Here is a 22,529-nt window from a genome sequence, read left to right on the forward strand (position 1 = left end):
GGACGCCTTTGGCACCTGCTTGGTACAACCCTCTTAATCATGCCGGCAATTGACGCAAGCGTGGCGCGGGTCTAAAGCTCGTTATCCCGTGGTGATTTGGCCGGTCGGCTTGCAGCCACGTTAAACAAGTCGCTAAAGGACCGTCGGGCCGCAAGGCCATATGGACCGGTTGCGACTTTCGCGACCGGTTTTTTGTTGTTTGGACCAATTTTGGTGTTGGATGGAATGATGACCAAGAAGCGCGACTGGAAGCCTCAGACCGCACTCGTGCATGCCGGGACGCTGCGTTCCGGCTTCGGCGAGACCTCCGAGGCGATGTATCTCACCCAAGGCTATGTCTACGAGACAGCGCAAGCGGCGGAGGCCCGCTTCAAGGGCGAGGAGCCGGGCTTCATCTATTCGCGCTATGCCAATCCGACGGTCGACATGTTTGAGAAACGCATGTGCGCGCTGGAAGGAGCCGAGGACGCGCGCGCCACGGCATCCGGCATGGCGGCGGTGACGGCAGCACTGCTGTGCAGCGCCAAGGCGGGCGACCATATCGTCGCGGCGCGCGCGCTGTTCGGCTCCTGCCGCTGGGTGGTCGAGACGCTGGCGCCGAAATACGGCATTGAGGCAACGCTGGTCGACGGCACCGACATCGCCAATTGGGAAAAGGCGGTCAAGCCCAACACCAAACTGTTTTTCCTGGAAAGCCCTACCAATCCAACGCTGGAGGTAGTCGACATTGCCGCCGTCGCGGCACTTGCCAATTCGATCGGCGCCAGGCTGATCGTCGACAATGTCTTCGCTACGCCCTTGCAGCAGAAACCCCTGCAGCTCGGCGCCCACATCGTCGTCTATTCGGCCACGAAGCATATTGACGGCCAGGGGCGCTGTCTTGGCGGCATCGTTCTGTCGGACAAGAAATGGATCGACGAGAACCTGCATGACTATTTCCGCCACACCGGCCCAAGCCTCTCGCCCTTCAATGCCTGGACGCTGCTGAAAGGCCTGGAGACGCTGCCGCTACGCGTACGCCAGCAGACGGAAAGTGCCGGCCGCATCGCGGATTTCCTGGCCGAGCGCCCGCAAATCGCCCGCGTCATCTATCCCGGCCGCGCCGACCACCCGCAAGCGGCCGTGGTCCAGAAGCAGATGTCGGGCGGCTCGACGCTGATTTGCCTCGATGTGAAGGGCGGCAAGCAGGCGGCCTTTGCCTTCCAGAACGCACTCGACGTCGTGCTGATTTCCAACAATCTCGGCGACGCCAAGAGCCTGATCACCCATCCGGCGACGACCACACACAAGAACCTGACCGATGAAGCCCGCGCCGAGCTCGGCATCGGACCGGGAACGCTCAGGCTGTCAGTCGGCCTTGAGGACGCCGACGACCTGCTCGAAGACATCGAGCAGGCACTGAGAGTTGCCGGATAAGGGCTGGCCGAACAGAGGCGAGCGGGGACGCGCCGATCAGGCGCCGGACGGGGTCTCTTCCAGCTCCGCGACGGCCTTGGTCTGGATAGTCATCACATTGCCGCGCCAGTCGACGGCGCCGCTCAGCCATCCGCGCGCCCAAATGGCGGGAAGCATCAGGTCTCGCGCCATCATCGCCAGGATGGTGCGCAGCGACAGGTGCCATCCCTTGGCCGAGGCCAAGGCGCATTCCGGCAGGTAGGCCGCGACCAGCACGGCGATGGCGGTTGCCGGCAGGCTGACGCCGGCGTCAGCCGCCGCGATCAGCGCAAGCACCAGCGGCGGCGCTGCGCCGATCAGGATCTCGGGGGCGAAGAACAGCGCGAAGGTGACGCGGCGCAGCCGCGCCCAGCGCGCCTGCCGCGACCAGATCTCGCCAAACGTGCGCCGGCCGAGCGGCTGTTCGAAGGGCGAGGCGACAAGATTGACCCGCAGTCCGAACCCGTTGACCAGCTTGGTCGCGGCGGCGTCTTCGGCGATCTCGGCAGCAAGCGCGCAGATGCCGCCATTGGCGTCGAGCATCGGCTTATTCCACAACATGCTCTTGCCCTGCGCGAAGCCGAGGCCGAGCGCCTCTCCGGCGTACTGCCAGCGTGCCTGCAGCGTGTTGAGAAAGGCGCATTCGACCTCCCCCCAGAAGCCGTCCGGCCGCGAGCCGATCGGCGTCGAGCAGACGAGGCCAGTGTCGTGCCGCCACGCCGCCATCAGGTGCTGGACGTAATCGCTCGGCATAAGCACGTTGGAATCGGCAAGGATGACCCAGCTATAATGCGCCGCTTCCCAACCCTTCACGCAATTGTTGAGTTTTGGATTGCCGCTGATGCGGTCGTCACCGACTAGAAGGCGGGCGCGAATAGCTGGAAAGCGCGCCATTGCGGCGGTGATCGGCTTGACCACCGGGTCGTCGGCATGGGCAACGCAGAAGATGAGTTCGTAGCGCGGCCAGTCGAGTGAGAAGGCGCGCTCCAGCGTCTCTTCGGCAAACGGCTCGACGCCGCGCGCCGGGATGACGATCGATACCGGCGGCGCGTTGGCCGCGGGCGGTGCGATCCTGCCTGGTCGCTTCAGCTTCAGCGAAGCTAACAGGATGCTGGCGAGATTTGAAAGAAGGAGGGCTATGGAAAGGAGGGCGGCTGCGAATGTCGGTTCCATCGAGATCTGGTCACTCCAGAAGTGCCGGCCGCATGACGGCCGTTTTCAACAATTCGACAGAACGCTGAGTCGCCCGGCACAAGCCTGCACACCATCATTGTCATGTGTCACTTAAATGACATTGTTTTTCGGCACCTGCGCTCGAGTCGGGCAAGGAGATGACGCGCATCGTTGATCAAACTGCGCTGAGCGTCGAAGTTCCATCTACATTGCTTTGGAGCAGTTTATGTACAGCGCCGTCACCCGCAACATCGAAGTGCAGGTCAGGCCGTTCTATCTGGAGGATCACTCCGACCCGCCGCAAAACCGCTATGTCTGGGGATATCAGGTGACCATCGACAATCAGTCGGATGAGTTCGTGCAGCTTCTGTCGCGCTACTGGCACATTACCGACGGCACCGGCAAGGTCGAGGAAGTGCGCGGCCCCGGGGTCGTCGGCGAGCAACCCGGACTCAACCCCGGCGACAGCTATCAGTATACGTCTGGATGCCCGCTCTCGACGCCGTCCGGCATCATGGTCGGGCACTACACCATGCGCAACAAGCGGGGCGAGACGTTCGACGTCGCCATCCCCGCCTTCTCGCTCGACTTGCCGGGAATGCGGCGCACCGTCAATTGACGGCCGTCATCCGGCCGCTGCAAACTCCGCCGGGTCGAAGTCATATTGCTTCGAGCAGAATTCGCAGGCGACGTGAATGCTGCCATCCTCGGTGCTGTCCCTGATCTCCTCGGCGGAAAAGCCTTCGAGGATGCCGTGGATCTTCTCCCTCGAGCATGAGCACTGGTCGGCGACCGGCACCCCGCCGAACACGCGGACGCCATGCTCGTGGAAAAGCCGGTAAAGCAGCCGTTCGGCGCCGATCGTCGGATCGATCAGCTCGGTCGGTTCAATAGTACCAACCAGCGCCAGCAGCTCCTGCCAGGAATTGTCGGTCGGGTCGTGGATTTCCTCACGCGGATCGCCGTCGCCACCGGGAAGGTCGGGTACGCGCATGCGCTCCGCCGACTGCGGCAGGAATTGTGCCAGCAGGCCACCGGCCCGCCATTGCTCGCGGGCACCGCCGACGCCGGGCGTCAGAAGCTTGGCAACCGAAAGCCGGAGGTCGGTCGGAATCTGCTCCGACTGGCGGAAATAAGTGCGTGCGGCATCTTCCAGTGTGACGCCGTCGAGCTGGACGATGCCCTGGTAGCGTTGTGTGTGAGCGCCCTGGTCGATGGTCAGCGCCAGGACGCCGCTGCCGAGCAGCGTCTGCGGTGACGTCTCGCCGGCAGAAGTCAAAGCCTGCAGCCGGTCGGCATCGAAGCGGGCATAAGCGCGCAGCGCGTGCGGCGTGGAGAAATCCGCGACCAGCATGTCGACCGGCCCGTCGGTGCGGGTCTGCAGAATGAACTTGCCCTCGAACTTCAGCGAAGTTCCGAGCAATACCGTCAACACACAGGCTTCAGCCAGGAGCCGGGCGACCGGCTCGGGATAGTCGTGGCGGCTGAGAATAGCATCGAGCATCGGCCCGAGCTGGACGGTGCGACCGCGCACGTCGAGCGGGCCGACCTCGAACGGCACGACATGGTCGTCGCCGGCGTAGCCGAATTCGCCGAGCTTGGGTTTATGTTCAGCCAATTGATGAGTTTCCAACATGACAAAGCTCCGGGGCGCGGCGATGCCGCCCTCCGGGGCGCATGCGACGAGACGCGCTCGATTTGCGTGATGCGCCTGAGATAGGCACCACCAACTCCCGGATCAAGGCGGCCCAGATCAAGGCGGCGCAGATCAGGCCGGCCCGGATCACCGCGGCTCGTATCAAGCGCCCAGGCACCAGGCCAAGACCGCCTTCTGGGCATGGAGCCGGTTCTCGGCCTCATCGAACACCACCGAATGCGGTCCGTCGATGACCTCGTCGGTAACCTCCTCACCGCGATGCGCCGGTAGACAGTGCATGAACAGCGCGTCCGGCTTGGCTTTCGCCATCAGTGCCGCATTGACCTGATAGGGCAGGAAGACATTGTGGCCGCGGGCACGGTGCTCCTGGCCCATCGACACCCAGCAGTCGGTGACGATGCAGTCGGCCTCGTGAACGGCCTCCTCGGGCGAACGGCTGAATTTCAGCTTGCCGCCATTGGCTTTCGACCAGTCGACATGCTTCTGGGCCGGTTCGCTGCCCTCGGGCACGGCGACGTTCAGCTTGAAATGGAACCGCGCGGATGCCTCCAGCAGCGAATGCAGCACGTTGTTGCCGTCGCCGGTCCAGGCGATCGTTTTACCGGCCACCGGACCGCGGTGCTCTTCGAAGGTCATGATGTCGGCCATCAGCTGGCAGGGATGGGTCTCGTCGGTCAGCCCGTTGATGACGGGGACCGTAGCGTTTTCCGTCAGTTCCAGCAGCCGGTCATGCGAGGTGGTGCGGATCATGATGGCATCGACATAGCGCGACAGCACCTTGGCCGTGTCGGCAATGGTCTCCGAGCGGCCAAGCTGCATCTCGGTGCCGGTCAGCATGATCGTCTCGCCACCCAACTGCCGCATACCGACGTCGAACGACACGCGCGTGCGCGTCGACGGCTTGTCGAAGATCATCGCCAGCACCTTGCCTTCGAGCGGCTTGCTGCGTTCGCCGGCCTTGAGCCTTGCCTTTCGCACCGCTGCGTCGTCGAGCATGAAGCGCAGATCGCCTTCGGAAACGGCGGAAAGATCGGTGAAATGGCGAAGGGACATCAGAAATTCCAGGATTACTTCGCAGCGGCAGCGACGATGGCATCTGCCAGGCTCTTGGCGCCGGCACGAATGCGCTCGAGCGCTTCGTGGATCTCGGCGTCGGTGACGGTGAGAGGCGGTAGCAGGCGGATAACGTTGTCGCCGGCCGGAACCGTCAAGAGATGCTGGTCACGCAGTGCCACCGTGACCTTGGTGTTGGGCATCGCGCATTTAAGCCCGAGCATCAGGCCGGTGCCCCTGATGCTTTCGATAACATCCGGAAATTCGTCGGCGACGCCAGCGAGCCCCTGCTTCAACAGCAGTGCCTTGCGCCGGACGTCTTCGAGAAAGCCGTCTTCCAGCACCACGTCGAGCACGGCGTTGCCGACCGCCATTGCCAGCGGATTGCCGCCGAAGGTGGTGCCGTGCACGCCGGCGGTCATGCCGACCGCTGCCTCGTCGGTGGCGAGGCAGGCACCCATCGGAAAGCCGCCGCCGATGCCTTTGGCCACCGCCATGAGGTCGGGTGTGACACCCGCCCACTCATGCGCGAACAGCTTTCCGGTGCGGCCGACGCCGCATTGGACCTCGTCGAAAATCAGGAGCAGTCCGTGCTGATCGCAGAGCTGCCTGAGCCGCTTCAGCGATTGCGTCGGCACTTGCCTGATGCCGCCCTCCCCTTGCACCGGCTCGATCAGGATCGCCGCGGTTTCAGGCGTGATCGCCTTCTCGGCGGCATCCACATCGTCGAAGCCGACCTGGTCGAAGCCGTCGACCTTGGGGCCGAAACCTTCCAGATACTTGTACTGGCCGCCGGCGGCGATGGTCGCCAGGGTGCGGCCGTGGAAGGCGCCTTCGAAGGTGATTGTGCGGTAGCGCTCGGGATGGCCCTTGACGAAGTGGTAGCGCCGCGCCGTCTTGATGGCGCATTCGAGCGCCTCTGCGCCGGAATTGGTGAAGAACACCTTGTCGGCGAAGCTTGCGTCGGCCAGCCGCTCGCCGAGCCGGCTCTGTCCAGGAATCTCGTACAGATTGGAGACGTGCCAGAGCTTGGCGGCCTGCTCGGTGAGGGCCGCGACCAGATGCGGATGGCTGTAGCCCAACGAATTCACGGCGATGCCGCCGGCGAAATCGAGATATCGCTCGCCCTTGTCGGTGACCAGCCAGGTGCCTTCACCGTGGTCGAAAGCCAGGGGTGCGCGAACAAAGGTCTCGAAAAGCGCCGAACCGCTCATTATATGCGTCTCCGGAACCGGAAAAATCAAAAAGCCGCCAAAGCGGCGGCCCTTGTGGCTTATCGTGTTTTTCGGCCGTGAAGTCAACGAAAAGGTCGCGCAAGGTCGCGCGGCAAGCCCCCCAGCATAACGCCGGCTCATAAGCGACCGGGCAAGTTGGGGAAAACCGAAAAAACCGATTCGTGTTGGCCTTGGGACTCTTGTCACCGAGTCAGCGCATAAGGTAATTGTAGTAGAGAAATAACTAGATTTCGTGCGGCGGACCTAATCACCCGATATATGTGGTGTCTGCCCGGCAGAAGCCGGGTCGGGAATGGATTCCGATTGCCGCACGTTTCAGCAGGAGCGCGGTCTCATGAACTGGACTGACGAGCGAGTCGAACTTCTCAGAAAATTGTGGTCGGAGGGCCTCAGCGCCAGCCAGATCGCCGCACAGCTTGGCGGGGTCAGCCGCAATGCGGTCATCGGCAAAGTGCACCGGCTGAAACTGTCCGGTCGCGGACGCACGACCGCCTCACCGGCACGCCAGAAGAAGACGGTGCAGGGATCGACGATCCAGAAATCGGTGTCCCGGGCAGCAAGCGCCACGCGCCATGCCACCACCTCGATGTCGATCGGTGCGACCGCGCTCAAGGCGCAGTTCGATGCCGAACCGGTGGCGCGCCACTATATCCGCCCGGTCGAGAACGTCGTCGTGCCGATCTCGCGGCATCTGCAACTTGTCGAACTCAACGAGCGCACTTGCAAATGGCCGAACGGCGATCCGCTTTCGGAAGACTTCCATTTCTGCGGCAACGACGCAGCCGAAACCGGCCCCTACTGCAAGTACCACGCCCGCGTGGCGTTCCAGCCGGCATCGGAGCGGCGGCGGAGCAGGTGAATGGTGAATGGTGAATGGTGGCGGGCTGAGCTTGGAGTAAGAAAGCAAGGCTCTTGTCTAGCCCTATTCACCATTCACCCACTTCATAGCCACCCATTCTTGCGAAACCGCCAGTAAAGAAACGTGCAGATCAGGGCAATTGCCGCCAGGACGGCCGGGTAACCATATTCCATCCTCAGTTCCGGCATGTCGCTGAAATTCATGCCGTAAATGCCGGCGAATGCCGTCGGCACGGCCAAGATTGCGGCCCATGAGGCAAGCTTCTTGGAGATCGCCGTCTCCTGGCTTTGACCGACCAGAAGGCTCGCCTCGAAGGCGAAGGCGAGAACCTCACGCAGGCTGTCGATCTTTTCCTGGACAGTGCGGATGTGGTCGGTGACGTCGCGAAACAGCGGGTGCATGGCTGTGTGGATTTGCGGCAGATCGGCGCTGGTGAGCCGCCGGCAGACCTCCACCAGCGGCAGGGCCGCATTACGCAGGCGCAAGAGATCGCGGCGCAGCATATAAAGCCGTTCGATATCGGAGCCGGTCATCGGTTTCAGCAGAACCTTGTCCTCGATCGCCTCGACCTCGTTTTCGATCTGCTCAAGCACCGGCATATAGTTGTCGACGATGAAATCGAGAATGGCGTAGAGGACGAAATCCTCGCCCTTGGCAAGGGAATGCGGGCAGCTTTCCCAATGCTGCCGAACGGCGGCGTAGGAGGTCGACGGGCCATGCCTGACGCTGACAATGTAGCCCGCGCCGACGAACAGATGCGTCTCGCCGAAGGTGACGCGGCTCTCGATCAGCTGCGCCGTGCGGGCAACTATGAACAGGGCATCACCATATTGCTCGATCTTCGGTCGCTGGTGCGGATGCTCGGCGTCCTCGATCGCCAGCTCATGCAGATGGAATTGCGCCTGGACGCGCAGCAGCAAATTGCGGTCGGGCTCCAGCAGTCCGATCCAGACCACGTGACCCGGCTTCCCGGCCCATTCGCCGGCTTCCTCGATCGGAATGTCGGCGATGCGCCGCCCAGCCGTATAGACGCCGCAAGCGATTATACCCGACATCGGCGGCGCAGGAGCAAACTCGCGGACGTATTCCATCGCAGCCTCCTGAAGGGCGGGGCCTTCATCGCGGAACTGAGAAGTCGGCGCGTCGAAAGCTTAGCGCAATTTTCTGTCAGGTGGCGAATCCGAAATTCGCATCAGTGCTGAGAGAACTCACTTCGCTGGTTGGGTTGCGGGAAGAATAATCTTGTCCGTCTTGTCGCCCTTCGGACGATCGGCCGGCATCTGATCGCCGGTGACGATATAGTAGATCGTCTCGGCGATGTTGGTAGCGTGGTCGCCGATGCGCTCGATGTTCTTGGCGCAAAACAGGAGATGTGTGCAGGGCGTGATGTTGCGTGGGTCTTCCATCATGTAGGTCAGCAATTCGCGAAACAGAGAGGTGTACATGGCGTCGATCTGGTCGTCGCGGTCGCGCACGAAACCGATTTTCTCCACCGACCGCGACGCATAGACGTCGAGTACTTCCTTGAGCTGGGTCAGTGCCAGATTGGCCAAAGCCTCGAGGCCGCGGAACAGGCTGTTCGGCTGGCGCCCGTCTGCGACGGCAACCACCCGCTTGGCGACGTTCTTGCCGAGGTCGCCTATCCGTTCGAGGTCAGCCGAGATGCGGATCGCGCCGACGATCTCGCGCAGATCCGTCGCCATCGGCTGGCGTTTAGCGATGATGATGATCGCCTTGTCGTCGATCTCGCGCTGTCCCTCATCCAGAACCAGGTCGTCCCGAATGACTTTCTGGGCAAGCCCCGGATCCGCATTGACCAGCGCCGCGACCGCCTGCTCGACCATGCGCTCGGCATGCCCGCCCATCGCCGCGATGCGCTTCGACAGATATTTCAGCTCCTCGTCATAGGCGCTGACGATATGCACGGACTGCATGGACGAAATGCCTTTCCCGGGATCTCGTGGTTGAGTCGTTCCCTCGAATCCCCGCTGATACGCTAGCCGGATGACAGAAAAAAGAAACGGCCCATTATGTGCTAGAGATAGTACTACGTTAGCGAGCCGGCAAATGGACCGTGAACGCCGCACCCTTGCCGACCTCCGACCTGATGGAGAGTCTGGCGTTGTGGCGGGTCAGGATATGCTTGACGATGGACAGGCCAAGGCCGGTGCCCTTCTGGGTTCGGCTGTTCTCGACGTCGACGCGGTAGAAGCGCTCGGTGATGCGCGGGATGTGCTCTTCGGGGATGCCGGGGCCAAAATCCCTGATGGTGACGTCGATGCCCGGTTCGGGATCGCTGTCGCTGCGTATGATCGACACCACGACGCGTCCGCCCGACTGACCATATTTGCAGGCGTTTTCCAGCAGGTTTTCGAAGACCTGGAAAAGCTCGTCCCGATCGCCGGGCACGTCGAGCGGCCCTTCCGCGAAATCACGCTCGATGACGACGCCGTTTTCCTTTGCGAGCGGCCCAAGCGAATCGATGACGCTGTCGATGGCCTGGCGCAGGTCGACCTCGGTTCCCGGCTTGAGATAAGGCTTCATCTCCAGGCGCGACAGCGACAGAAGGTCGTCGATGAGGCGCGCCATGCGGCTGGTCTGGTTCTGCATGATCTGCAGGAACTGCTCGCGCGCCGCGGGGTCGTTGCGGGCCGGCCCGCGCAGCGTCTCGATGAAACCGGCGATCGAGGCGAGAGGCGTGCGCAGCTCGTGGCTGGCATTGGCAATGAAGTCGGCACGCATTCTGTCGATCCGGCGCGCCTCACTCTGGTCCTTGAACACCAGTACGTAGAGATCCGTGGCATGGCCGACTGAAGACGCGCTCACCCGATAGGCTCGTTCGACCGGCAGCTTTTCTATGTAGTCGACGCTGTCCGAAGCGACGTTGCCCGCCAAGATACTATCCAGCAAGCCCTGCATTTCCGGCGCGCGGAATTTCAGCGACAGCGACATGCCGGGGGCAATCCCGCCGAAGGCGGCAAAGGCAGCGGCGTTGGCGTGGACGATGGCGGCGGAGCGATCGAAAATGATCAGCGGATCGGCAACCGCCGCCGCGAGATATTCGCCGGAAAGTTGTTGCACGCTCGACTCGATGGCCGCGGCATTTTCGGTCGATTGGCGGGCGATGCCGGCCGGCAGCATCGCAGCGGCAACCAGCACGGCGCCAGCCAGCAGCACCACATAGCCAGACATGCCGGCAAAACCATAGACCATCAGAACCGCAACGAGGCCGGCCGCCAGCAGCCAGCGGCTGTTCCACAGCCGCATGGCGACGGCTTGCGCCCTGCCTCTCCGCTCTGTGCCGATGTCGGCCATTTGCGCTCCGTCTGCGGCCACTTCAAGAACTTCTTGCTGGACCGGCGCTAGAGCGCAGTGCGTCCAATTGGACGCACAAAGGACGCTCTACCACTTTATCTGCTGCATCGTTCTTTCCGAAAATCGATTCCGATTTTCGGGCCGATGCAGTAAGGCTCCCAATAGCACGAGTCCGGAAGCTGGAAAGGTTCGCCTCGATGAAAAACGCTAAGGAAAGCCCCGCCGCACCCTCATCGGGGCCGCTGAAGATCATGATCGACGGCAAGGAGAGAGCGTTCGACATCGAGGCCCCCGCGCTTCCCGACTGGGTCGAGGACCGCAAGCTCACCGCCGGCGGTTACCCTTACGACAAGAAGATGAAGAGCGAGGAGTATGGCGAGAGGCTAGAGAAGCTGCAGATCGAGCTGGTCAAGGCGCAGGCGTGGCTGCAGTCGACGGGCAAGCGGGTAATGTCGCTGTTCGAGGGGCGCGACGCTGCCGGCAAGGGCGGCACTATCTTCGTTTTGCGCCAGTATCTGAACCCTCGCACGGCGCGCAACGTGGCGCTGACCAAGCCAACGCCCACCGAGCTTGGACAATGGTACTTCCAGCGCTACGTCGACCACTTCCCGACGTCGGGCGAATTCGTCACCTTCGACCGCTCCTGGTATAACCGCGCCGGCGTTGAACCGGTGATGGGATTCTGCACGCCCGAGCAGCACAAGCAATTTCTGGACGAGGTTCCGCATTTCGAGCGGATGATCCGCAACGAGGGCATACATTTCTTCAAATTCTGGCTGAACATCGGCCGGGAAACGCAGCTCGAGCGATTCCACGACCGCCGCTGGAGCCCGCTGAAGAGCTGGAAGTTTTCGCCAATCGACATCGCCGGCATCACCAAATGGGACGAATACACCAAAGCGCGCGACCTGATGGTCGAGCGCACGCACAAGGAGTTCGCGCCCTGGATCATTGTGCGGGCGAACGACAAACGGCGCGCGCGGCTGGCCGTCATGCAGCGCATTCTCCTTTCGCTTCCCTATGACGGCCGCGACCTCGACGTCATCGGCAAGGAGGACAAGAAGATCATCGGCGAAGGGCCGACTTTCCTCGAAAAATAAGCTCACCTCATCGATACGCGGCTCTCATGCCGCCAGCCGGGCAATCCGCTGCAGTCGCTTCAGCGTGGTGTCGTCCTGCAGCGCCTGCTGGAAAAGCGAGATCTCCTGGTCGATGCGGTCGCAGAGCGCGCCGGTGTCGCCCCTAAGCAGGTCGCGCGTCTGTAGCAGCGCCGCGACAGGCTTCTTGGCGAGTTGCCTGGCTCTTGCCAACGTGGCTTCCTCGACGCTGCCGTCCGTCACGATCTCGCCGACAAGGCCCAGTGCCCTGGCATCTTCGGCGGCGAGCGTGTCGCCCAGGCAGAAGAAGCGGAACGCCCCGGCATAGCCGAGCTTCTGCGGCGCCAGAATGCTGGTCGCCGCGTCCGGCACCAGGCCGAAATCGACGAACGGCACCCGAAACGTGCTCTTGCTCGAGGCGATCACCATGTCGCAGTGGAACAGGATGGTGCAACCGACGCCGACGGCGTCGCCGTCGACACAGGCAAGGACCGGTTTCGGGAACGTCGCCAGCGTGCGGAACATATCGGTGACGGCGGCGATCAGTCGCCGATGTTTGGTGGCGTCGAGAAATTCGGAGAAATCGGCACCGAGGCAGAAGCACCCGGCCAAGCCGCGCAGGACCACGACGCGGACGTCGTCGTCGACAGCGGCTTCGTGGAATGTCCTGGCCAGGCTTTCATAGGCCCGCCTGTCCAGCACCGGGCGGCCGTCACCCGACGATACCGTGACGATCAGCGTGTGATTGCGGAATTCTGCTTTTGAGTGAACGTTCATGGCCTCTCTCCAATCTCACGAGGCGCGTCTCTGTCCGAGCATGTCCGGGTACCCTCTGGCCAGCACCGGCGCAAAATGGTTGCGGCGCGAACGCACCACGTCGAGCGTGTGCTCGTTGAAGGTGAGCAGTGTGGCAACCACCTGCTGGTTGCCATAGGTACGCTGGTAACCGAGCGGCGTTGCCAGGAAATGCAGCTGCAGCGCGCGAAGCACCCACATCGGCTCGAATTCGATGATCACCTGGTTGACGTTGCGCTTCAGACCCCACTCGACGAAGCCGGCGATCAGCTCGGTGCCGACCGTCGACACGCCGCGCCGACCGTCGCGGAATCCCGGCGCAACCGCATAGCGGGTCAGTTCATAGACATTCGGGCCCGACGGTGGGGTTCCCTCATAAAGGTCCGCCAGCACATCGGTTAGAAGATGTGCCCGGGTCGTCGGCAGCATCCGCTGATAACCGGCGAGCTCGCCATTGCGGATGACGATCTGGTGCACTGCCTCGTCGTGGTCGAATTGATCGATCTCGAGGCCATCAGGGCGCTGCAGATCGGTCCATCCCATCTCTTCGACGAAAACTCTGTAACGCAAACGATGAACTGCCTCCCAGAGGTCGGGCCGTTCCATCAATTCCTGGGTCGTGAGGGAAAAAAGCATTTGCCGTCTCCTAGTTTCAATAGGAAGATACGGCCGTGCTTTCCCAAAAAAATTACGCGATCACGCAAGCAAGAATTTCTAGGCCGGCGCGGCCGACCTAGTTAATATAGCCGCGCCTTATCGCTTCCGCGACGGCCTGGACCCGGTTGACGGCACCGAGTTTGCTTTTGGCGTTAAGAAGGTGTTTCTCTGACGTGTGTTCCGAAATGCCGAGAATTTGTGAAATCTCCCATTCGGACTTGCCAACAGCAGCCCATTGCAGGCATTCGCGCTCACGCGGCGTTAATTCGACATGATCGATGGTTTTGCCCGCCATGGTGTGGAGCTGCATTGCGCGGCCAATCGCATAAGTCGAGACCAGCGACACCAACCCGAACTCGGCGCTCGACAATTCGACAGCCTCGCCGCCTAGCGACACCATGACGATCTGGCCATCGAGCGTGATTAGCGGGAAGGCCAACCCGTCGCGCAGCTTGAATTCGCCGGCATCGCCCATCACCTCGCCGCCGCTCTTGCCGATGCGGATGCCCTGAGATGCTTCCCGCCACTGGAATGGCGCTTGAAGCTGCTTCATGTGGCTGACGACGGGGTCGTGATCGACGTAGTTGCGCGCGACGTAGCGCTCAAGCCATTCAGCCGGCCAGTCGCAGAGCAGCACATGGTCCTTTTGCTGGTTTCTCGGCGTGCCAGGTTGCGGAACCGTCCCGGCCATCAGCGCCGTCAGCCCGAACCCGCTTGTTACCCCCAGCAGCTTTTCGCAGACGGCGGCGGCTGTGCCGGCGTGCTGCAACTGATCTATCAACTCCAGCGTACGATCGAAATGACCCATCGCAACATCTACCCCATGTTGCCTTCCGCTCTTGAGGCCAATGGCAGTGATCAACCCGCACCACGCCATCAACCCCGGACTGCAAAGCTGCCTCCCCTGTGCGTCCTACTGCTCCTCTTCAGCCGGCATCACGCAGTCACTTGCAAACTCACTAAACAATATCCCTAAATTGCAATGATGAAACCAAAAACCGTCGTACCTGTGTTTTTTTCGTACAAAAACCTGTGTTATTTCGTACGAAAGGCGGGGCAAGACCGGACGGAGTCGTCGCGTGGCGTTTCGGCGCATATCCATTTCATTGATCTTGATATTGATCGGAGCGCAATCGCTTGCGGCTGCTGCGCTCGCCGCGGAGCCGCAGGTGCCGGTGTTCTGGGACGCCAAGGAGCGGCTGCCAAAGCCGGACCTTTCGATGCTGCCGCGGCTGCGATTCCTGACCACCACGGATTTCCCGCCGTTCAATTTCCTCGATGGGGCAGGCCGGCTGTCGGGCTTCCATGTCGACCTGGCGCGCGCCATCTGCGCCGAGCTCGGCATTGCCGAAAAATGCCAGATCCAGTCGCTGCCCTGGGCCGAGCTCGAAGGTGCGCTCGGGAAAGGCGAGGGCGAAGCGATCATTGCCGGCATCGCCGCGACGCCGGAGTCGCGGTCGAAATACGCATTTTCACGCTCCTACCTGCAATTTCCGGCACGCTTCATCATGCTGAAGACACAGGCGCTGACCGAACCAATGTTCGACAAGCTGCGCAGCAAGCGTGTCGGCGTGATCGCCGGCTCCGCGCACGAGCGGATGCTGCGCGATTATTTCGGCGACGTCCAAATCGTCCCGTTCGCAAAGCCGGAGGAGCTTTATGGCGAGCTGAAAGCCGGCAAGATCGACGCCGCCTTCGGCGACGGCATGCGTTTCGCCTTCTGGCTCGGCGGTTCGGATGCAGCGGGCTGCTGCCGCTTTGCCGGCGGCCCCTATCTGGCGCCCGAATATCTCGGCTCAGGCATGGCAATCGCCACTAGGGCCGACGATCCGGCACTGGCCGCCGCTTTCGACTACGCGCTGCAGGAAATCTCGGTGAAAGGCACGTTCGCCGAGTTCTATCTGCGCTATTTTCCCGTCAGTTTTTTCTGAGCTTGGCCGCCGGCTCAGGTCAGCGTGCGAAGGCGGGCCTTGGCGGCTCGCGCAACGGCGGCGACCGTCAGCGCATCGAGGTCGAGTTCCCGGCGGACGAGCTGCAGGACGCGCACCTCCTCCAGGCGCATTTCGAGATCGACAGCTGCGACCTCGAAGGCGGCGGCATAGGCGGTGTCACGCAGGCGTTCGGGCAGCGCCTCGGCGACGCGCGCCAGGACGCCCTCCAGCCCATCCTTTTCATGCAGCATTTTCTGGCAGGCCTGGGCGACCTCGACCAGCCGCTCCTGGTTGAAATCCTCAAACACCGGCCAGGATCGAACGACGTCGCCGATCCGCGCCAGTTCGACGTCGGTCATGTCGCGGTCTGACGCCGAGGTGATGACCATCAGGTAGATCATGGCTTCGTGTGGCGACAATGGCATTTACAACTCCTTGAGATGGTCCCGAAGTTAGGAACGAGGGACCGGCGCCGCAAGGAAAAACAGCCGCGATCGTTGGCGCTCCGATCACGCCTTGGAACTTGATCCATCCTGACTATCGGGACGGGGGCTCTTAATCTTCTTGCCTGATCACGGTCCTGCCCGAAAACCGGGTTCCACTTTTCGGGATCATGGTCTAGAGCATGCGGCTGCCGGCATGGATGCTGGCAAAGTTGCAGGAATAGCATCATGGCCGAACAACAGCCGATCGATCTCAGCCCGGAAGTCCTCGCCGCCGCCGCCGAAAGCAAGGCGTGGCCATTCGAGGAAGCGAAAAAGATCGTCGCCCGCTACGCGAGCAGCGGCTACCCGGAAACGGTGCTGTTCGAGACCGGCTACGGCCCGTCCGGCCTGCCGCACATCGGCACGTTCGGCGAGGTGGCGCGCACATCTATGGTGCGCCACGCCTTCCGCGTGCTGACTGAAGACAAGGTCAAGACGCGGCTGCTGTGCTTCTCCGACGACATGGACGGATTGCGCAAGGTGCCGGACAATGTGCCTAACAAGGACATGCTGCGCGCCTATCTCGGCAAGCCGCTGACCAGGATACCGGACCCGTTCTCCAATCAGTATCCGTCCTTCGGCGCCGCCAATAACGCACGGCTGCGCGCTTTCCTCGACCGTTTCGGCTTCGATTACGAATTCGCTTCCTCGACCGACTATTATACTTCCGGCCGCTTCGACGCGACGCTGCTCAAGATGCTCGAGCGCTTCGATAAGGTGATGGCAATTATGCTGCCGTCGCTGCGCGAGGAGCGGGCGCTGAGCTATTCGCCCTTCCTGCCGATCCATCCCAAGACCGGCATCGTCATGCAAGTCGCGATCGACGAGCGCAAGCTCGACGCCGGCACCATCGTGTGGCGCGACCCGGACACCGGCGAGCGCTTCGAGACGCCGGTGACCGGCGGTCATGCCAAGCTGCAATGGAAGCCAGATTGGGCGATGCGCTGGGCAGCACTCGGCGTCGATTACGAGATGTCCGGCAAGGATCTGATCGATTCCGTCAAGCTCGCCGGGCAGATTTGCCGCGCGCTCGATGCTCCGGCACCCGAGGGCTTCAATTATGAGCTGTTCCTCGATGAGAACGGCCAGAAGATCTCGAAGTCGAAGGGCAATGGGCTGACCATCGACGAGTGGCTGACTTACGCGCCGACCGAGAGCCTTAGCCTTTATATGTTCCAGCGCCCGCGAACCGCGAAGAAGCTTTATTTCGACGTCATCCCGAAGGCGGTAGACGAATATTACACGTTCCTCTCTGCCTATCAGAGGCAGGACTGGAAGGAGCGGCTGGGCAATCCGGTCTGGCACATGCATGACGGCAATCCCCCGGCAGTCGACCTGCCGGTTCCGTTCTCGCTGCTGCTCAACCTGGTCAGCGCCTCGAATGCGCAGAACAGGGACGTGCTGTGGGGTTTCATTTCGCGCCACGCGCCGGGTGTGACGCCGACAACCCATCCCGAGCTCGACCGGCTGGCCGAATATGCCATCCGCTATTTCGACGATTTCGTGAAGCCGGCGAAAGTGTACCGTGCTGCCGACGCGGTCGAGCGCGAGGCGCTGACCAAGCTTTCGGAAGCGCTCGCCGCGCTGCCGGCTGATGCCGACAGCGAGGCAATCCAGAACGCTGCCCTCAATGTTGCGCGCAAGATCGAGCGCTACCAGGATCATTCCAAGCAGAGCCCGGAGGGCGGACCCGGTGTCTCCGTCGCCTTCTTCCAGATGATCTATCAGGTGCTGATAGGTCAGGAACGCGGGCCGCGCTTCGGCTCCTTCGCCGCGCTCTACGGCATCGCCGAAACGCGCGAGCTCATTCAGCGGGCGCTGGCTGGTCAGCTGGCGGCATGAGGACGCCGTCTTGCTCCTCCAGGATCGAGCTAGGCGCTACAGGCGCGGATCGCGACGCAGCAGCCGGGAGCGGCGGCAGGCCTGAAACGCTCGGCGCCGGCCCGAAGACGCCTTTTTTTGCTGCACGCGCCTTCTCGCCGGCTTCTACGTAAGGGCCGCCCTTGGCGGCGCGCGCCCAGCCATTTTCGACCAGCCATTGGCCGATATCCTGATTGCCGATCCGGCACTCGGCGGCGATCAGATCACGACCGCCTTCGGGCGGCACGGCACAGACCACCGCACGACTGCGGAGAAAGGCGCGGAAGGCCGTTCGCGCCCGAATGCCGCAATTCCAGGACTCGCCGCCGTCGGTGCAAGTCTCCTCCTGCTTGACGATGTCGATACCGGAAACCGCAATCGAATAGCCCTTTGCTTCGATGACCCCGGCGGCCGACGCGACGGGCTGGAATAGTTTCGTGCCTTTCCAGTCGTCGGGCATTTTCGTTTTTGGCGGCTTGGGCGGTCCGGCCAATGCCAGATCGCTCAACGGGGCGCGCGGCTCTATCCGTTCAAGCTCGTTGGAACCGAGCTGCGGCGGCACCACGATTTCTGGATCGATTGCCCTCGAATGCGCCGCCTGCTTGGCCGGCATTGATTTCGGGATGGCCGACGTAGCCGGCGCGGCGGGCTGCGGTTCAGCGCCGACCTGGATTTGCTCCCAGGGGCCGCCGCTTTCGCTCTGGACGGCGCGGCCGCCGGCGACAATTGCCGTGGCCATCGCCGGGATCGCCAGAACAGCCAAGGCAAGGTGAGGTAGACGCACCGGCCCCGCGCCTACTGGCTTGCCCAGACAATCCGCGCCACCCATTCGACATCGCGCATGGGGATGTCGCGGTCCGGGTGATCGGGATTGAGGGAGACCAGCGCGATCGACCTCGGTGTCTGGCGGTCGAGCACCTTGGCCATCACCTCGCCGGCATTGGTCTTGACGACGACGCGATCACCCTTTCGTATGGTAGCCCCTGGCTCGACGATCAGGACATCGCCATTGCGATAGAGCGGCAGCATGGAATCGCCCTGGACCTTCAAGGCATAGGAGGTTTCGGTTGCCCGTGCCGGAAGCTCGATCAGGTCCCATCCCTGCCCCGCTGGAAACCCGGCGTCGTCGAAGAAGCCACCGGCGCCCGCCTGGGCGAAGCCGAGCAGCGGCACCGACGATCTCTGCACGGGTAGTGCGTCGGAATTACCCCGACCCTCGACCAGCCCCGCAAATTCATCCAGCGAGGCGCCGGTCGCCTCGATGATCTTGGCCAGCGATTCGGTCGACGGCCAGCGCGGCCGTCCATCTGAGGACAGCCGCTTCGATTTGTTGAAGGCGGTCGAGTCGAGGCCAGCGCGCCTGGCCAGTCCAGAGGCCGAAAGCGAATAACGCTCGGCAAGAGCGTCGATGGCGGCCCAAACGCGGTCGTGCGAGAGCACCTTGCTCTTCCTTCGAAACAGGAAAAAATACCTTCCCTGTTCTAACCCTTGGCCGCCATCTTGTCCACCGCCGAAGACGGCGTCAGGCTGCCTCCTTGGCCTCGTCCCTGGTATAGGGATCGAAGCGCTCGTAGAAGGTCTCGCCCTTCTCGGCCATATCAAGCAGCAGCTTCGGCGCCTTGAACTCGGTGCCGTATTTCTTCTGCAGGCGCTTGGCGAGTTTGACGAATTTCTTCGCGCCGATGCCGTCGATGTAGGACAGTGCACCGCCTGTATAGGGCGCGAAGCCGAAGGCCAGGATCGAGCCGACATCAGCCTCGCGTGGGTCGGTAACGATGCCCTCTTCCATCACCCGTACCGCCTCCAGCGCGATGGTGACCAGCAGCCGCTGCTTCAGTTCCTCATAATCGACCTGCTCCGGCGCCAGCTGCGGGTAGAGATCCCTGAGGCCTGGCCACAGCTTCTTCTTGGCCGGTTTTGCCGGATAGTCATAGAAGCCCTTGCCGTTCTTGCGGCCCAAGCGACCATGCGTGTCGACCATCGTGTTGATCAGCGCCATCTGCTTCGGATCGACCGCCTTGTCGCCGAGGTCGCGCATGGTCTGCTTCATGATCTTCTGGGCAAGGTCGATCGCCGTCTCGTCGGTCAACGCCAGAGGACCGACCGGCATGCCGGCGGCTTTCGCCGCATTCTCGATCATCGGCGCCGGAACACCTTCGATCAGCATCTTGTAGGCTTCCGACATGTAGCGCAGTACGCAGCGATTGACATAGAAACCGCGCGTATCGTTGACGACAATCGGCGTTTTCTTGATGGCACGGACAAAGTCGATCGCGGTTGCCAGCGCCTTGTCGCCGGTCTTCTTGCCGAGGATGATCTCGACCAGCATCATCTTGTCGACCGGCGAGAAGAAATGGATGCCGATGAAATTCTTCGGCCGCGCCGAATTCCTGGCCAGCGATGTAATCGGTATGGTCGACGTATTCGAGGCGAAGATCGCCGACGGCTTGAGCACAGCCTCGGCCTGTTCGGTGGCACCCTTCTTTACGGCCGAATCCTCGAATACCGCCTCGACCACGAGATCGCAGCCGGCGAGATCCGCGTAATCGGCCGTTGGCGTGATCAGCGACAGCAACCGATCCTTGTCCTGCGGCTTGGCACGGCCCTTCTTCACCTGATCCGAGATCAGGGTCTCGGAATGCGCCTTGCCCTTGGCGGCAGACTCCATGTCACGGTCGAGCAGCACCACCGGAATGCCGGCCTTGGCCGTCACATAGGCAATGCCAGCGCCCATGAAGCCGGCGCCGAGTACGCCGATCTTCTTGAACTTCGTTTCCGGCACACCGGCCGGGCGGCGCGCGCCCTTGTTCAGTTCCTGGAGCGACACGAACAGCGAACGGATCATCGCTGCCGCTTCCCTGGTCTGCATAATCTCGGTGAAATAGCGTTGCTCGATCCGCAAGGCGGTGTCGAACGGTACCAACAGGCCCTCATAGACGCATTTCAGGATGGCGGCAGCGGCGGGATAATTGCCATAGGTCTCTCGGCGCAGAATGGCGATGGCCGGCGGCCACAGATTGGCACCGGCCACCGAATAGATCGGGGCGCCGGGCAGCTTGAAGCCCTTTTCATCCCATGGCGCCACCGGTTTCAAGCCGTTCCTGATCATCGCCTTGGCGGTTTCGACCAGCTTGTCCGGCTCGGCAATCTCATGGATCAGGCCCATCGACTTGGCCTTCTGAGGCGACAGCGTCTGGCCGGACGTCAGCATTTGCAGCGCCTGCTGCTGGTCGGTCAGCCGTGGCACGCGCTGGGTGCCGCCGGCCCCCGGAAAAATGCCGATCTTCACTTCGGGAAGCGCCATCCTCACTTTGTCTGAATCGGCCGCGACACGGCCATGGCAGGCGAGCGACAATTCGAACGCGCCACCCATGCATGTGCCGTTGATCGCCGAAACCCATGGCTTTCCCGAAGTTTCCAGCTTACGGAACAGGCCGTTCATGGTGCCCGCATTGTCGAACAGCGCCTTGGTCGCCTTCTCCGGGTCCTTCGCCTTGTCGGCGGCGAAGGTCGCCAGCATCTTCTGCAGCATGGTGATGTCGGCGCCGCCCGAGAACGTATCCTTGCCGGAGGTGATCACCGCGCCCTTTATCGCTGCATCGCTCGCCACTTTGTCGACGATGGTATTCAGTTCGAGCATCACCTCTTCGGTGAAGACGTTCATCGAACGGTCCGGCATGTCCCAGGTGACCAGCGCAATGCCGTCGGCGTCGATGTCGAGGGTGAAATTGGTGTAGCTCATCATCTCTCTCCGTCAGACGCGTTCGATGATCGTTGCAGTGCCCATGCCGGCGCCGATGCAAAGCGTCACCAGCGCGGTGTTGAGGTCGCGGCGTTCCAATTCGTCCAGCACCGTACCGAAGATCATCGCACCGGTGGCGCCGAGCGGATGGCCCATGGCGATGGCCCCACCATTGACGTTGATCCGGTCATGCGGAATGTCGAAAGCCTGCATGTAGCGCAGCACCACCGAAGCGAAGGCCTCGTTGAGCTCGAACAGGTCGATGTCCGACAGCTTCATCTTCGCCCGCTTCAACAGCTTCTCGGTGACGTCGACGGGGCCGGTCAGCATCAGCACCGGTTCGGAGCCGATGTTGGCGAACGCACGGATGCGTGCGCGCGGCTTGAGGCCGAGCGTCTTTCCCGCCTTTTTCGAGCCGAGCAGCACGGCCGCCGCGCCATCGACGATGCCGGAGGAATTGCCGGCATGGTGGACGTGGTTGACCTGTTCCACCTCGGGATGCTTCTGCACGGCGACGGCGTCGAAGCCGCCCATTTCGCCGGGCATGACGAAGGACGGGTTGAGCGCGGCCAGCGACTGCATGTCGGTCGAGGGCCGCATATGTTCGTCATGGTCGAGGATGGTCAGGCCGTTCTGGTCCTTGACCGAGATCACCGAATTCTTGAAGCGGCCCTCGCCCCACGCCTTGGCGGCACGCTTCTGGCTTTCGACCGCGTAGGCATCGACGTCGTCGCGCGAAAAGCCGTATTTGGTGGCGATCAGGTCGGCCGAGATTCCTTGCGGCACGAACCAGCCGGGCAGGCCGACCGATGGGTCCATGAACCAGGCGCCGCCGGAGGCGCCCATGCCGACGCGCGACATCGATTCGACGCCACCGGCAATGACGATCTCGTCGGCGCCCTGCGCGATCTTGGCGGCGCCGAAATTGATGGCGTCGAGGCCCGAGGCGCAGAAGCGCGATATCTGCATGCCAGGCGCCTTGGTGTCGTAGCCGGCCTCGAAAGCGGCGGCACGTGGAATGACCGCACCCGCCTCGCCAACCGGATCGACACAACCGAAGATGATGTCGTCGACGGTGCCGGTGTCCAGCCCGTTGCGGTCGCGGATGGCCTCGAGCACCTTGGCGCCGAGCCGCACCGCCGGCACTTCGTGCAGCGAGCCATCCTTCTTGCCCCTGCCGCGCGGCGTGCGCACGGCATCATAGACATAAGCTTCGGCCATTTTCCTGCTCCTTGG

Annotated in this window: 21 protein-coding genes and 1 riboswitch; of the genes, 6 read left to right on the forward strand and 15 right to left on the reverse strand. The window is 62.4% G+C overall.

The window, feature by feature from the left end; translation table 11 throughout:
- Positions 1-78 precede the first annotated feature (78 nt).
- Positions 79-156, forward strand: a riboswitch (SAM riboswitch).
- A 69-nt stretch (positions 157-225) separates the two neighbouring features.
- Positions 226-1,416, forward strand: a complete 1,191-nt coding sequence (locus tag NKI52_RS12425; RefSeq protein ID WP_352457731.1) for an O-succinylhomoserine sulfhydrylase — start codon at positions 226-228, stop codon at positions 1,414-1,416.
- 36 nt (positions 1,417-1,452) lie between these two features.
- On the opposite strand, the gene NKI52_RS12430 is transcribed toward NKI52_RS12425, so the two are convergent.
- Positions 1,453-2,607 (reverse strand): glycosyltransferase, encoded by a 1,155-nt coding sequence (locus NKI52_RS12430; protein WP_352621865.1) that lies wholly within the window; start codon positions 2,605-2,607, stop codon positions 1,453-1,455.
- A 226-nt stretch (positions 2,608-2,833) separates the two neighbouring features.
- Between NKI52_RS12430 and apaG the strand changes: the two genes are divergently transcribed.
- Entirely contained in the window at positions 2,834-3,226 is a 393-nt protein-coding gene (apaG, locus tag NKI52_RS12435) for a Co2+/Mg2+ efflux facilitator ApaG/CorD (RefSeq protein ID WP_023677352.1), read from the forward strand.
- 6 nt (positions 3,227-3,232) lie between these two features.
- Here apaG and NKI52_RS12440 read toward each other — a convergent pair whose 3' ends face one another.
- From NKI52_RS12440 to NKI52_RS12450, 3 genes are all read right to left on the reverse strand, one after another.
- Entirely contained in the window at positions 3,233-4,243 is a 1,011-nt protein-coding gene (locus tag NKI52_RS12440) for an Hsp33 family molecular chaperone (protein WP_023677351.1), read from the reverse strand.
- Between the two features lie 162 nt (positions 4,244-4,405).
- Positions 4,406-5,317, reverse strand: coding sequence for an ornithine carbamoyltransferase (gene argF / locus NKI52_RS12445; protein WP_031211966.1), 912 nt, complete (start codon positions 5,315-5,317; stop codon positions 4,406-4,408).
- A gap of 14 nt (positions 5,318-5,331) precedes the next feature.
- Entirely contained in the window at positions 5,332-6,531 is a 1,200-nt protein-coding gene (locus tag NKI52_RS12450) for an aspartate aminotransferase family protein (protein WP_023677349.1), read from the reverse strand.
- 355 nt (positions 6,532-6,886) lie between these two features.
- Here NKI52_RS12450 and NKI52_RS12455 point away from each other — a divergent pair, with 355 nt between their 5' ends.
- Positions 6,887-7,411: a GcrA family cell cycle regulator gene (locus NKI52_RS12455; protein WP_023677348.1), complete on the forward strand. Its 525-nt coding sequence runs from the start codon at positions 6,887-6,889 to the stop codon at positions 7,409-7,411.
- A gap of 83 nt (positions 7,412-7,494) precedes the next feature.
- On the opposite strand, the gene NKI52_RS12460 is transcribed toward NKI52_RS12455, so the two are convergent.
- From NKI52_RS12460 to NKI52_RS12470, 3 genes are all read right to left on the reverse strand, one after another.
- Complete coding sequence (locus NKI52_RS12460) at positions 7,495-8,502, reverse strand: magnesium and cobalt transport protein CorA (RefSeq protein ID WP_352621868.1); 1,008 nt, start codon at positions 8,500-8,502, stop codon at positions 7,495-7,497.
- Positions 8,503-8,619: 117 nt separating this feature from the next.
- Positions 8,620-9,345, reverse strand: coding sequence for a phosphate signaling complex protein PhoU (gene phoU, locus NKI52_RS12465; protein ID WP_352589138.1), 726 nt, complete (start codon positions 9,343-9,345; stop codon positions 8,620-8,622).
- Between the two features lie 118 nt (positions 9,346-9,463).
- Positions 9,464-10,726, reverse strand: a complete 1,263-nt coding sequence (locus NKI52_RS12470; protein WP_352589135.1) for a sensor histidine kinase — start codon at positions 10,724-10,726, stop codon at positions 9,464-9,466.
- Between the two features lie 197 nt (positions 10,727-10,923).
- On the opposite strand from NKI52_RS12470, the gene ppk2 reads away from it, so the two are divergent.
- Complete coding sequence (gene ppk2 / locus NKI52_RS12475; RefSeq protein ID WP_352698139.1) at positions 10,924-11,826, forward strand: polyphosphate kinase 2; 903 nt, start codon at positions 10,924-10,926, stop codon at positions 11,824-11,826.
- 24 nt (positions 11,827-11,850) lie between these two features.
- On the opposite strand, the gene NKI52_RS12480 is transcribed toward ppk2, so the two are convergent.
- The 3 genes from NKI52_RS12480 to NKI52_RS12490 form a co-directional block, all read right to left on the reverse strand.
- On the reverse strand, positions 11,851-12,600 hold the full coding sequence (locus tag NKI52_RS12480) for an enoyl-CoA hydratase-related protein (RefSeq protein WP_023677343.1): 750 nt from the start codon (positions 12,598-12,600) through the stop codon (positions 11,851-11,853).
- Positions 12,601-12,615: 15 nt separating this feature from the next.
- Positions 12,616-13,254: an acyl-homoserine-lactone synthase gene (locus NKI52_RS12485; protein WP_023677342.1), complete on the reverse strand. Its 639-nt coding sequence runs from the start codon at positions 13,252-13,254 to the stop codon at positions 12,616-12,618.
- A gap of 97 nt (positions 13,255-13,351) precedes the next feature.
- Positions 13,352-14,083 carry a helix-turn-helix transcriptional regulator gene (locus NKI52_RS12490; protein WP_023677341.1) on the reverse strand — a complete coding sequence of 244 codons (732 nt, stop codon included), beginning with the start codon at positions 14,081-14,083 and terminating at the stop codon, positions 13,352-13,354.
- A 271-nt stretch (positions 14,084-14,354) separates the two neighbouring features.
- Between NKI52_RS12490 and NKI52_RS12495 the strand changes: the two genes are divergently transcribed.
- Positions 14,355-15,206, forward strand: a complete 852-nt coding sequence (locus tag NKI52_RS12495; RefSeq protein ID WP_352576977.1) for an ABC transporter substrate-binding protein — start codon at positions 14,355-14,357, stop codon at positions 15,204-15,206.
- Positions 15,207-15,220: 14 nt separating this feature from the next.
- Here the strand turns inward: NKI52_RS12495 and NKI52_RS12500 are convergent, their stop codons facing one another.
- Complete coding sequence (locus tag NKI52_RS12500; protein ID WP_352576976.1) at positions 15,221-15,631, reverse strand: tellurite resistance TerB family protein; 411 nt, start codon at positions 15,629-15,631, stop codon at positions 15,221-15,223.
- Between the two features lie 246 nt (positions 15,632-15,877).
- On the opposite strand from NKI52_RS12500, the gene NKI52_RS12505 reads away from it, so the two are divergent.
- Complete coding sequence (locus NKI52_RS12505) at positions 15,878-17,533, forward strand: lysine--tRNA ligase (RefSeq protein ID WP_352576974.1); 1,656 nt, start codon at positions 15,878-15,880, stop codon at positions 17,531-17,533.
- Here the strand turns inward: NKI52_RS12505 and NKI52_RS12510 are convergent.
- The 4 genes from NKI52_RS12510 to NKI52_RS12525 all read right to left on the reverse strand — a co-directional run bounded on the left by NKI52_RS12510 (position 17,496) and on the right by NKI52_RS12525 (position 22,514).
- Positions 17,496-18,335: a thermonuclease family protein gene (locus NKI52_RS12510; RefSeq protein ID WP_352621877.1), complete on the reverse strand. Its 840-nt coding sequence runs from the start codon at positions 18,333-18,335 to the stop codon at positions 17,496-17,498. The genes NKI52_RS12505 and NKI52_RS12510 overlap by 38 nt on opposite strands.
- A gap of 11 nt (positions 18,336-18,346) precedes the next feature.
- On the reverse strand, positions 18,347-18,991 hold the full coding sequence (locus NKI52_RS12515; protein WP_352448637.1) for a S24 family peptidase: 645 nt from the start codon (positions 18,989-18,991) through the stop codon (positions 18,347-18,349).
- 82 nt (positions 18,992-19,073) lie between these two features.
- On the reverse strand, positions 19,074-21,293 hold the full coding sequence (locus NKI52_RS12520) for a 3-hydroxyacyl-CoA dehydrogenase NAD-binding domain-containing protein (RefSeq protein WP_352698142.1): 2,220 nt from the start codon (positions 21,291-21,293) through the stop codon (positions 19,074-19,076).
- Positions 21,294-21,305: 12 nt separating this feature from the next.
- Positions 21,306-22,514: an acetyl-CoA C-acetyltransferase gene (locus NKI52_RS12525; RefSeq protein ID WP_352589120.1), complete on the reverse strand. Its 1,209-nt coding sequence runs from the start codon at positions 22,512-22,514 to the stop codon at positions 21,306-21,308.
- Positions 22,515-22,529: the final 15 nt, after the last annotated feature.

Source organism: Mesorhizobium sp. M0590 (assembly GCF_040320905.1).
GTDB lineage: Bacteria > Pseudomonadota > Alphaproteobacteria > Rhizobiales > Rhizobiaceae > Mesorhizobium.

What these genes read in the sequence shown, in the direction of transcription:
- NKI52_RS12425 (WP_352457731.1), top strand. Translation starts at nt 226, where the DNA reads ATGATGACCAAGAAGCGCGACTGGAAGCCTCAGACCGCACTCGTGCAT.
- NKI52_RS12430 (WP_352621865.1), bottom strand. Translation starts at nt 2,607, where the DNA reads ATGGAACCGACATTCGCAGCCGCCCTCCTTTCCATAGCCCTCCTTCTT.
- apaG (WP_023677352.1), top strand. Translation starts at nt 2,834, where the DNA reads ATGTACAGCGCCGTCACCCGCAACATCGAAGTGCAGGTCAGGCCGTTC.
- NKI52_RS12440 (WP_023677351.1), bottom strand. Translation starts at nt 4,243, where the DNA reads ATGTTGGAAACTCATCAATTGGCTGAACATAAACCCAAGCTCGGCGAA.
- argF (WP_031211966.1), bottom strand. Translation starts at nt 5,317, where the DNA reads ATGTCCCTTCGCCATTTCACCGATCTTTCCGCCGTTTCCGAAGGCGAT.
- NKI52_RS12450 (WP_023677349.1), bottom strand. Translation starts at nt 6,531, where the DNA reads ATGAGCGGTTCGGCGCTTTTCGAGACCTTTGTTCGCGCACCCCTGGCT.
- NKI52_RS12455 (WP_023677348.1), top strand. Translation starts at nt 6,887, where the DNA reads ATGAACTGGACTGACGAGCGAGTCGAACTTCTCAGAAAATTGTGGTCG.
- NKI52_RS12460 (WP_352621868.1), bottom strand. Translation starts at nt 8,502, where the DNA reads ATGGAATACGTCCGCGAGTTTGCTCCTGCGCCGCCGATGTCGGGTATA.
- phoU (WP_352589138.1), bottom strand. Translation starts at nt 9,345, where the DNA reads ATGCAGTCCGTGCATATCGTCAGCGCCTATGACGAGGAGCTGAAATAT.
- NKI52_RS12470 (WP_352589135.1), bottom strand. Translation starts at nt 10,726, where the DNA reads ATGGCCGACATCGGCACAGAGCGGAGAGGCAGGGCGCAAGCCGTCGCC.
- ppk2 (WP_352698139.1), top strand. Translation starts at nt 10,924, where the DNA reads ATGAAAAACGCTAAGGAAAGCCCCGCCGCACCCTCATCGGGGCCGCTG.
- NKI52_RS12480 (WP_023677343.1), bottom strand. Translation starts at nt 12,600, where the DNA reads ATGAACGTTCACTCAAAAGCAGAATTCCGCAATCACACGCTGATCGTC.
- NKI52_RS12485 (WP_023677342.1), bottom strand. Translation starts at nt 13,254, where the DNA reads ATGCTTTTTTCCCTCACGACCCAGGAATTGATGGAACGGCCCGACCTC.
- NKI52_RS12490 (WP_023677341.1), bottom strand. Translation starts at nt 14,083, where the DNA reads ATGGGTCATTTCGATCGTACGCTGGAGTTGATAGATCAGTTGCAGCAC.
- NKI52_RS12500 (WP_352576976.1), bottom strand. Translation starts at nt 15,631, where the DNA reads ATGCCATTGTCGCCACACGAAGCCATGATCTACCTGATGGTCATCACC.
- NKI52_RS12505 (WP_352576974.1), top strand. Translation starts at nt 15,878, where the DNA reads ATGGCCGAACAACAGCCGATCGATCTCAGCCCGGAAGTCCTCGCCGCC.
- NKI52_RS12520 (WP_352698142.1), bottom strand. Translation starts at nt 21,293, where the DNA reads ATGAGCTACACCAATTTCACCCTCGACATCGACGCCGACGGCATTGCG.
- NKI52_RS12525 (WP_352589120.1), bottom strand. Translation starts at nt 22,514, where the DNA reads ATGGCCGAAGCTTATGTCTATGATGCCGTGCGCACGCCGCGCGGCAGG.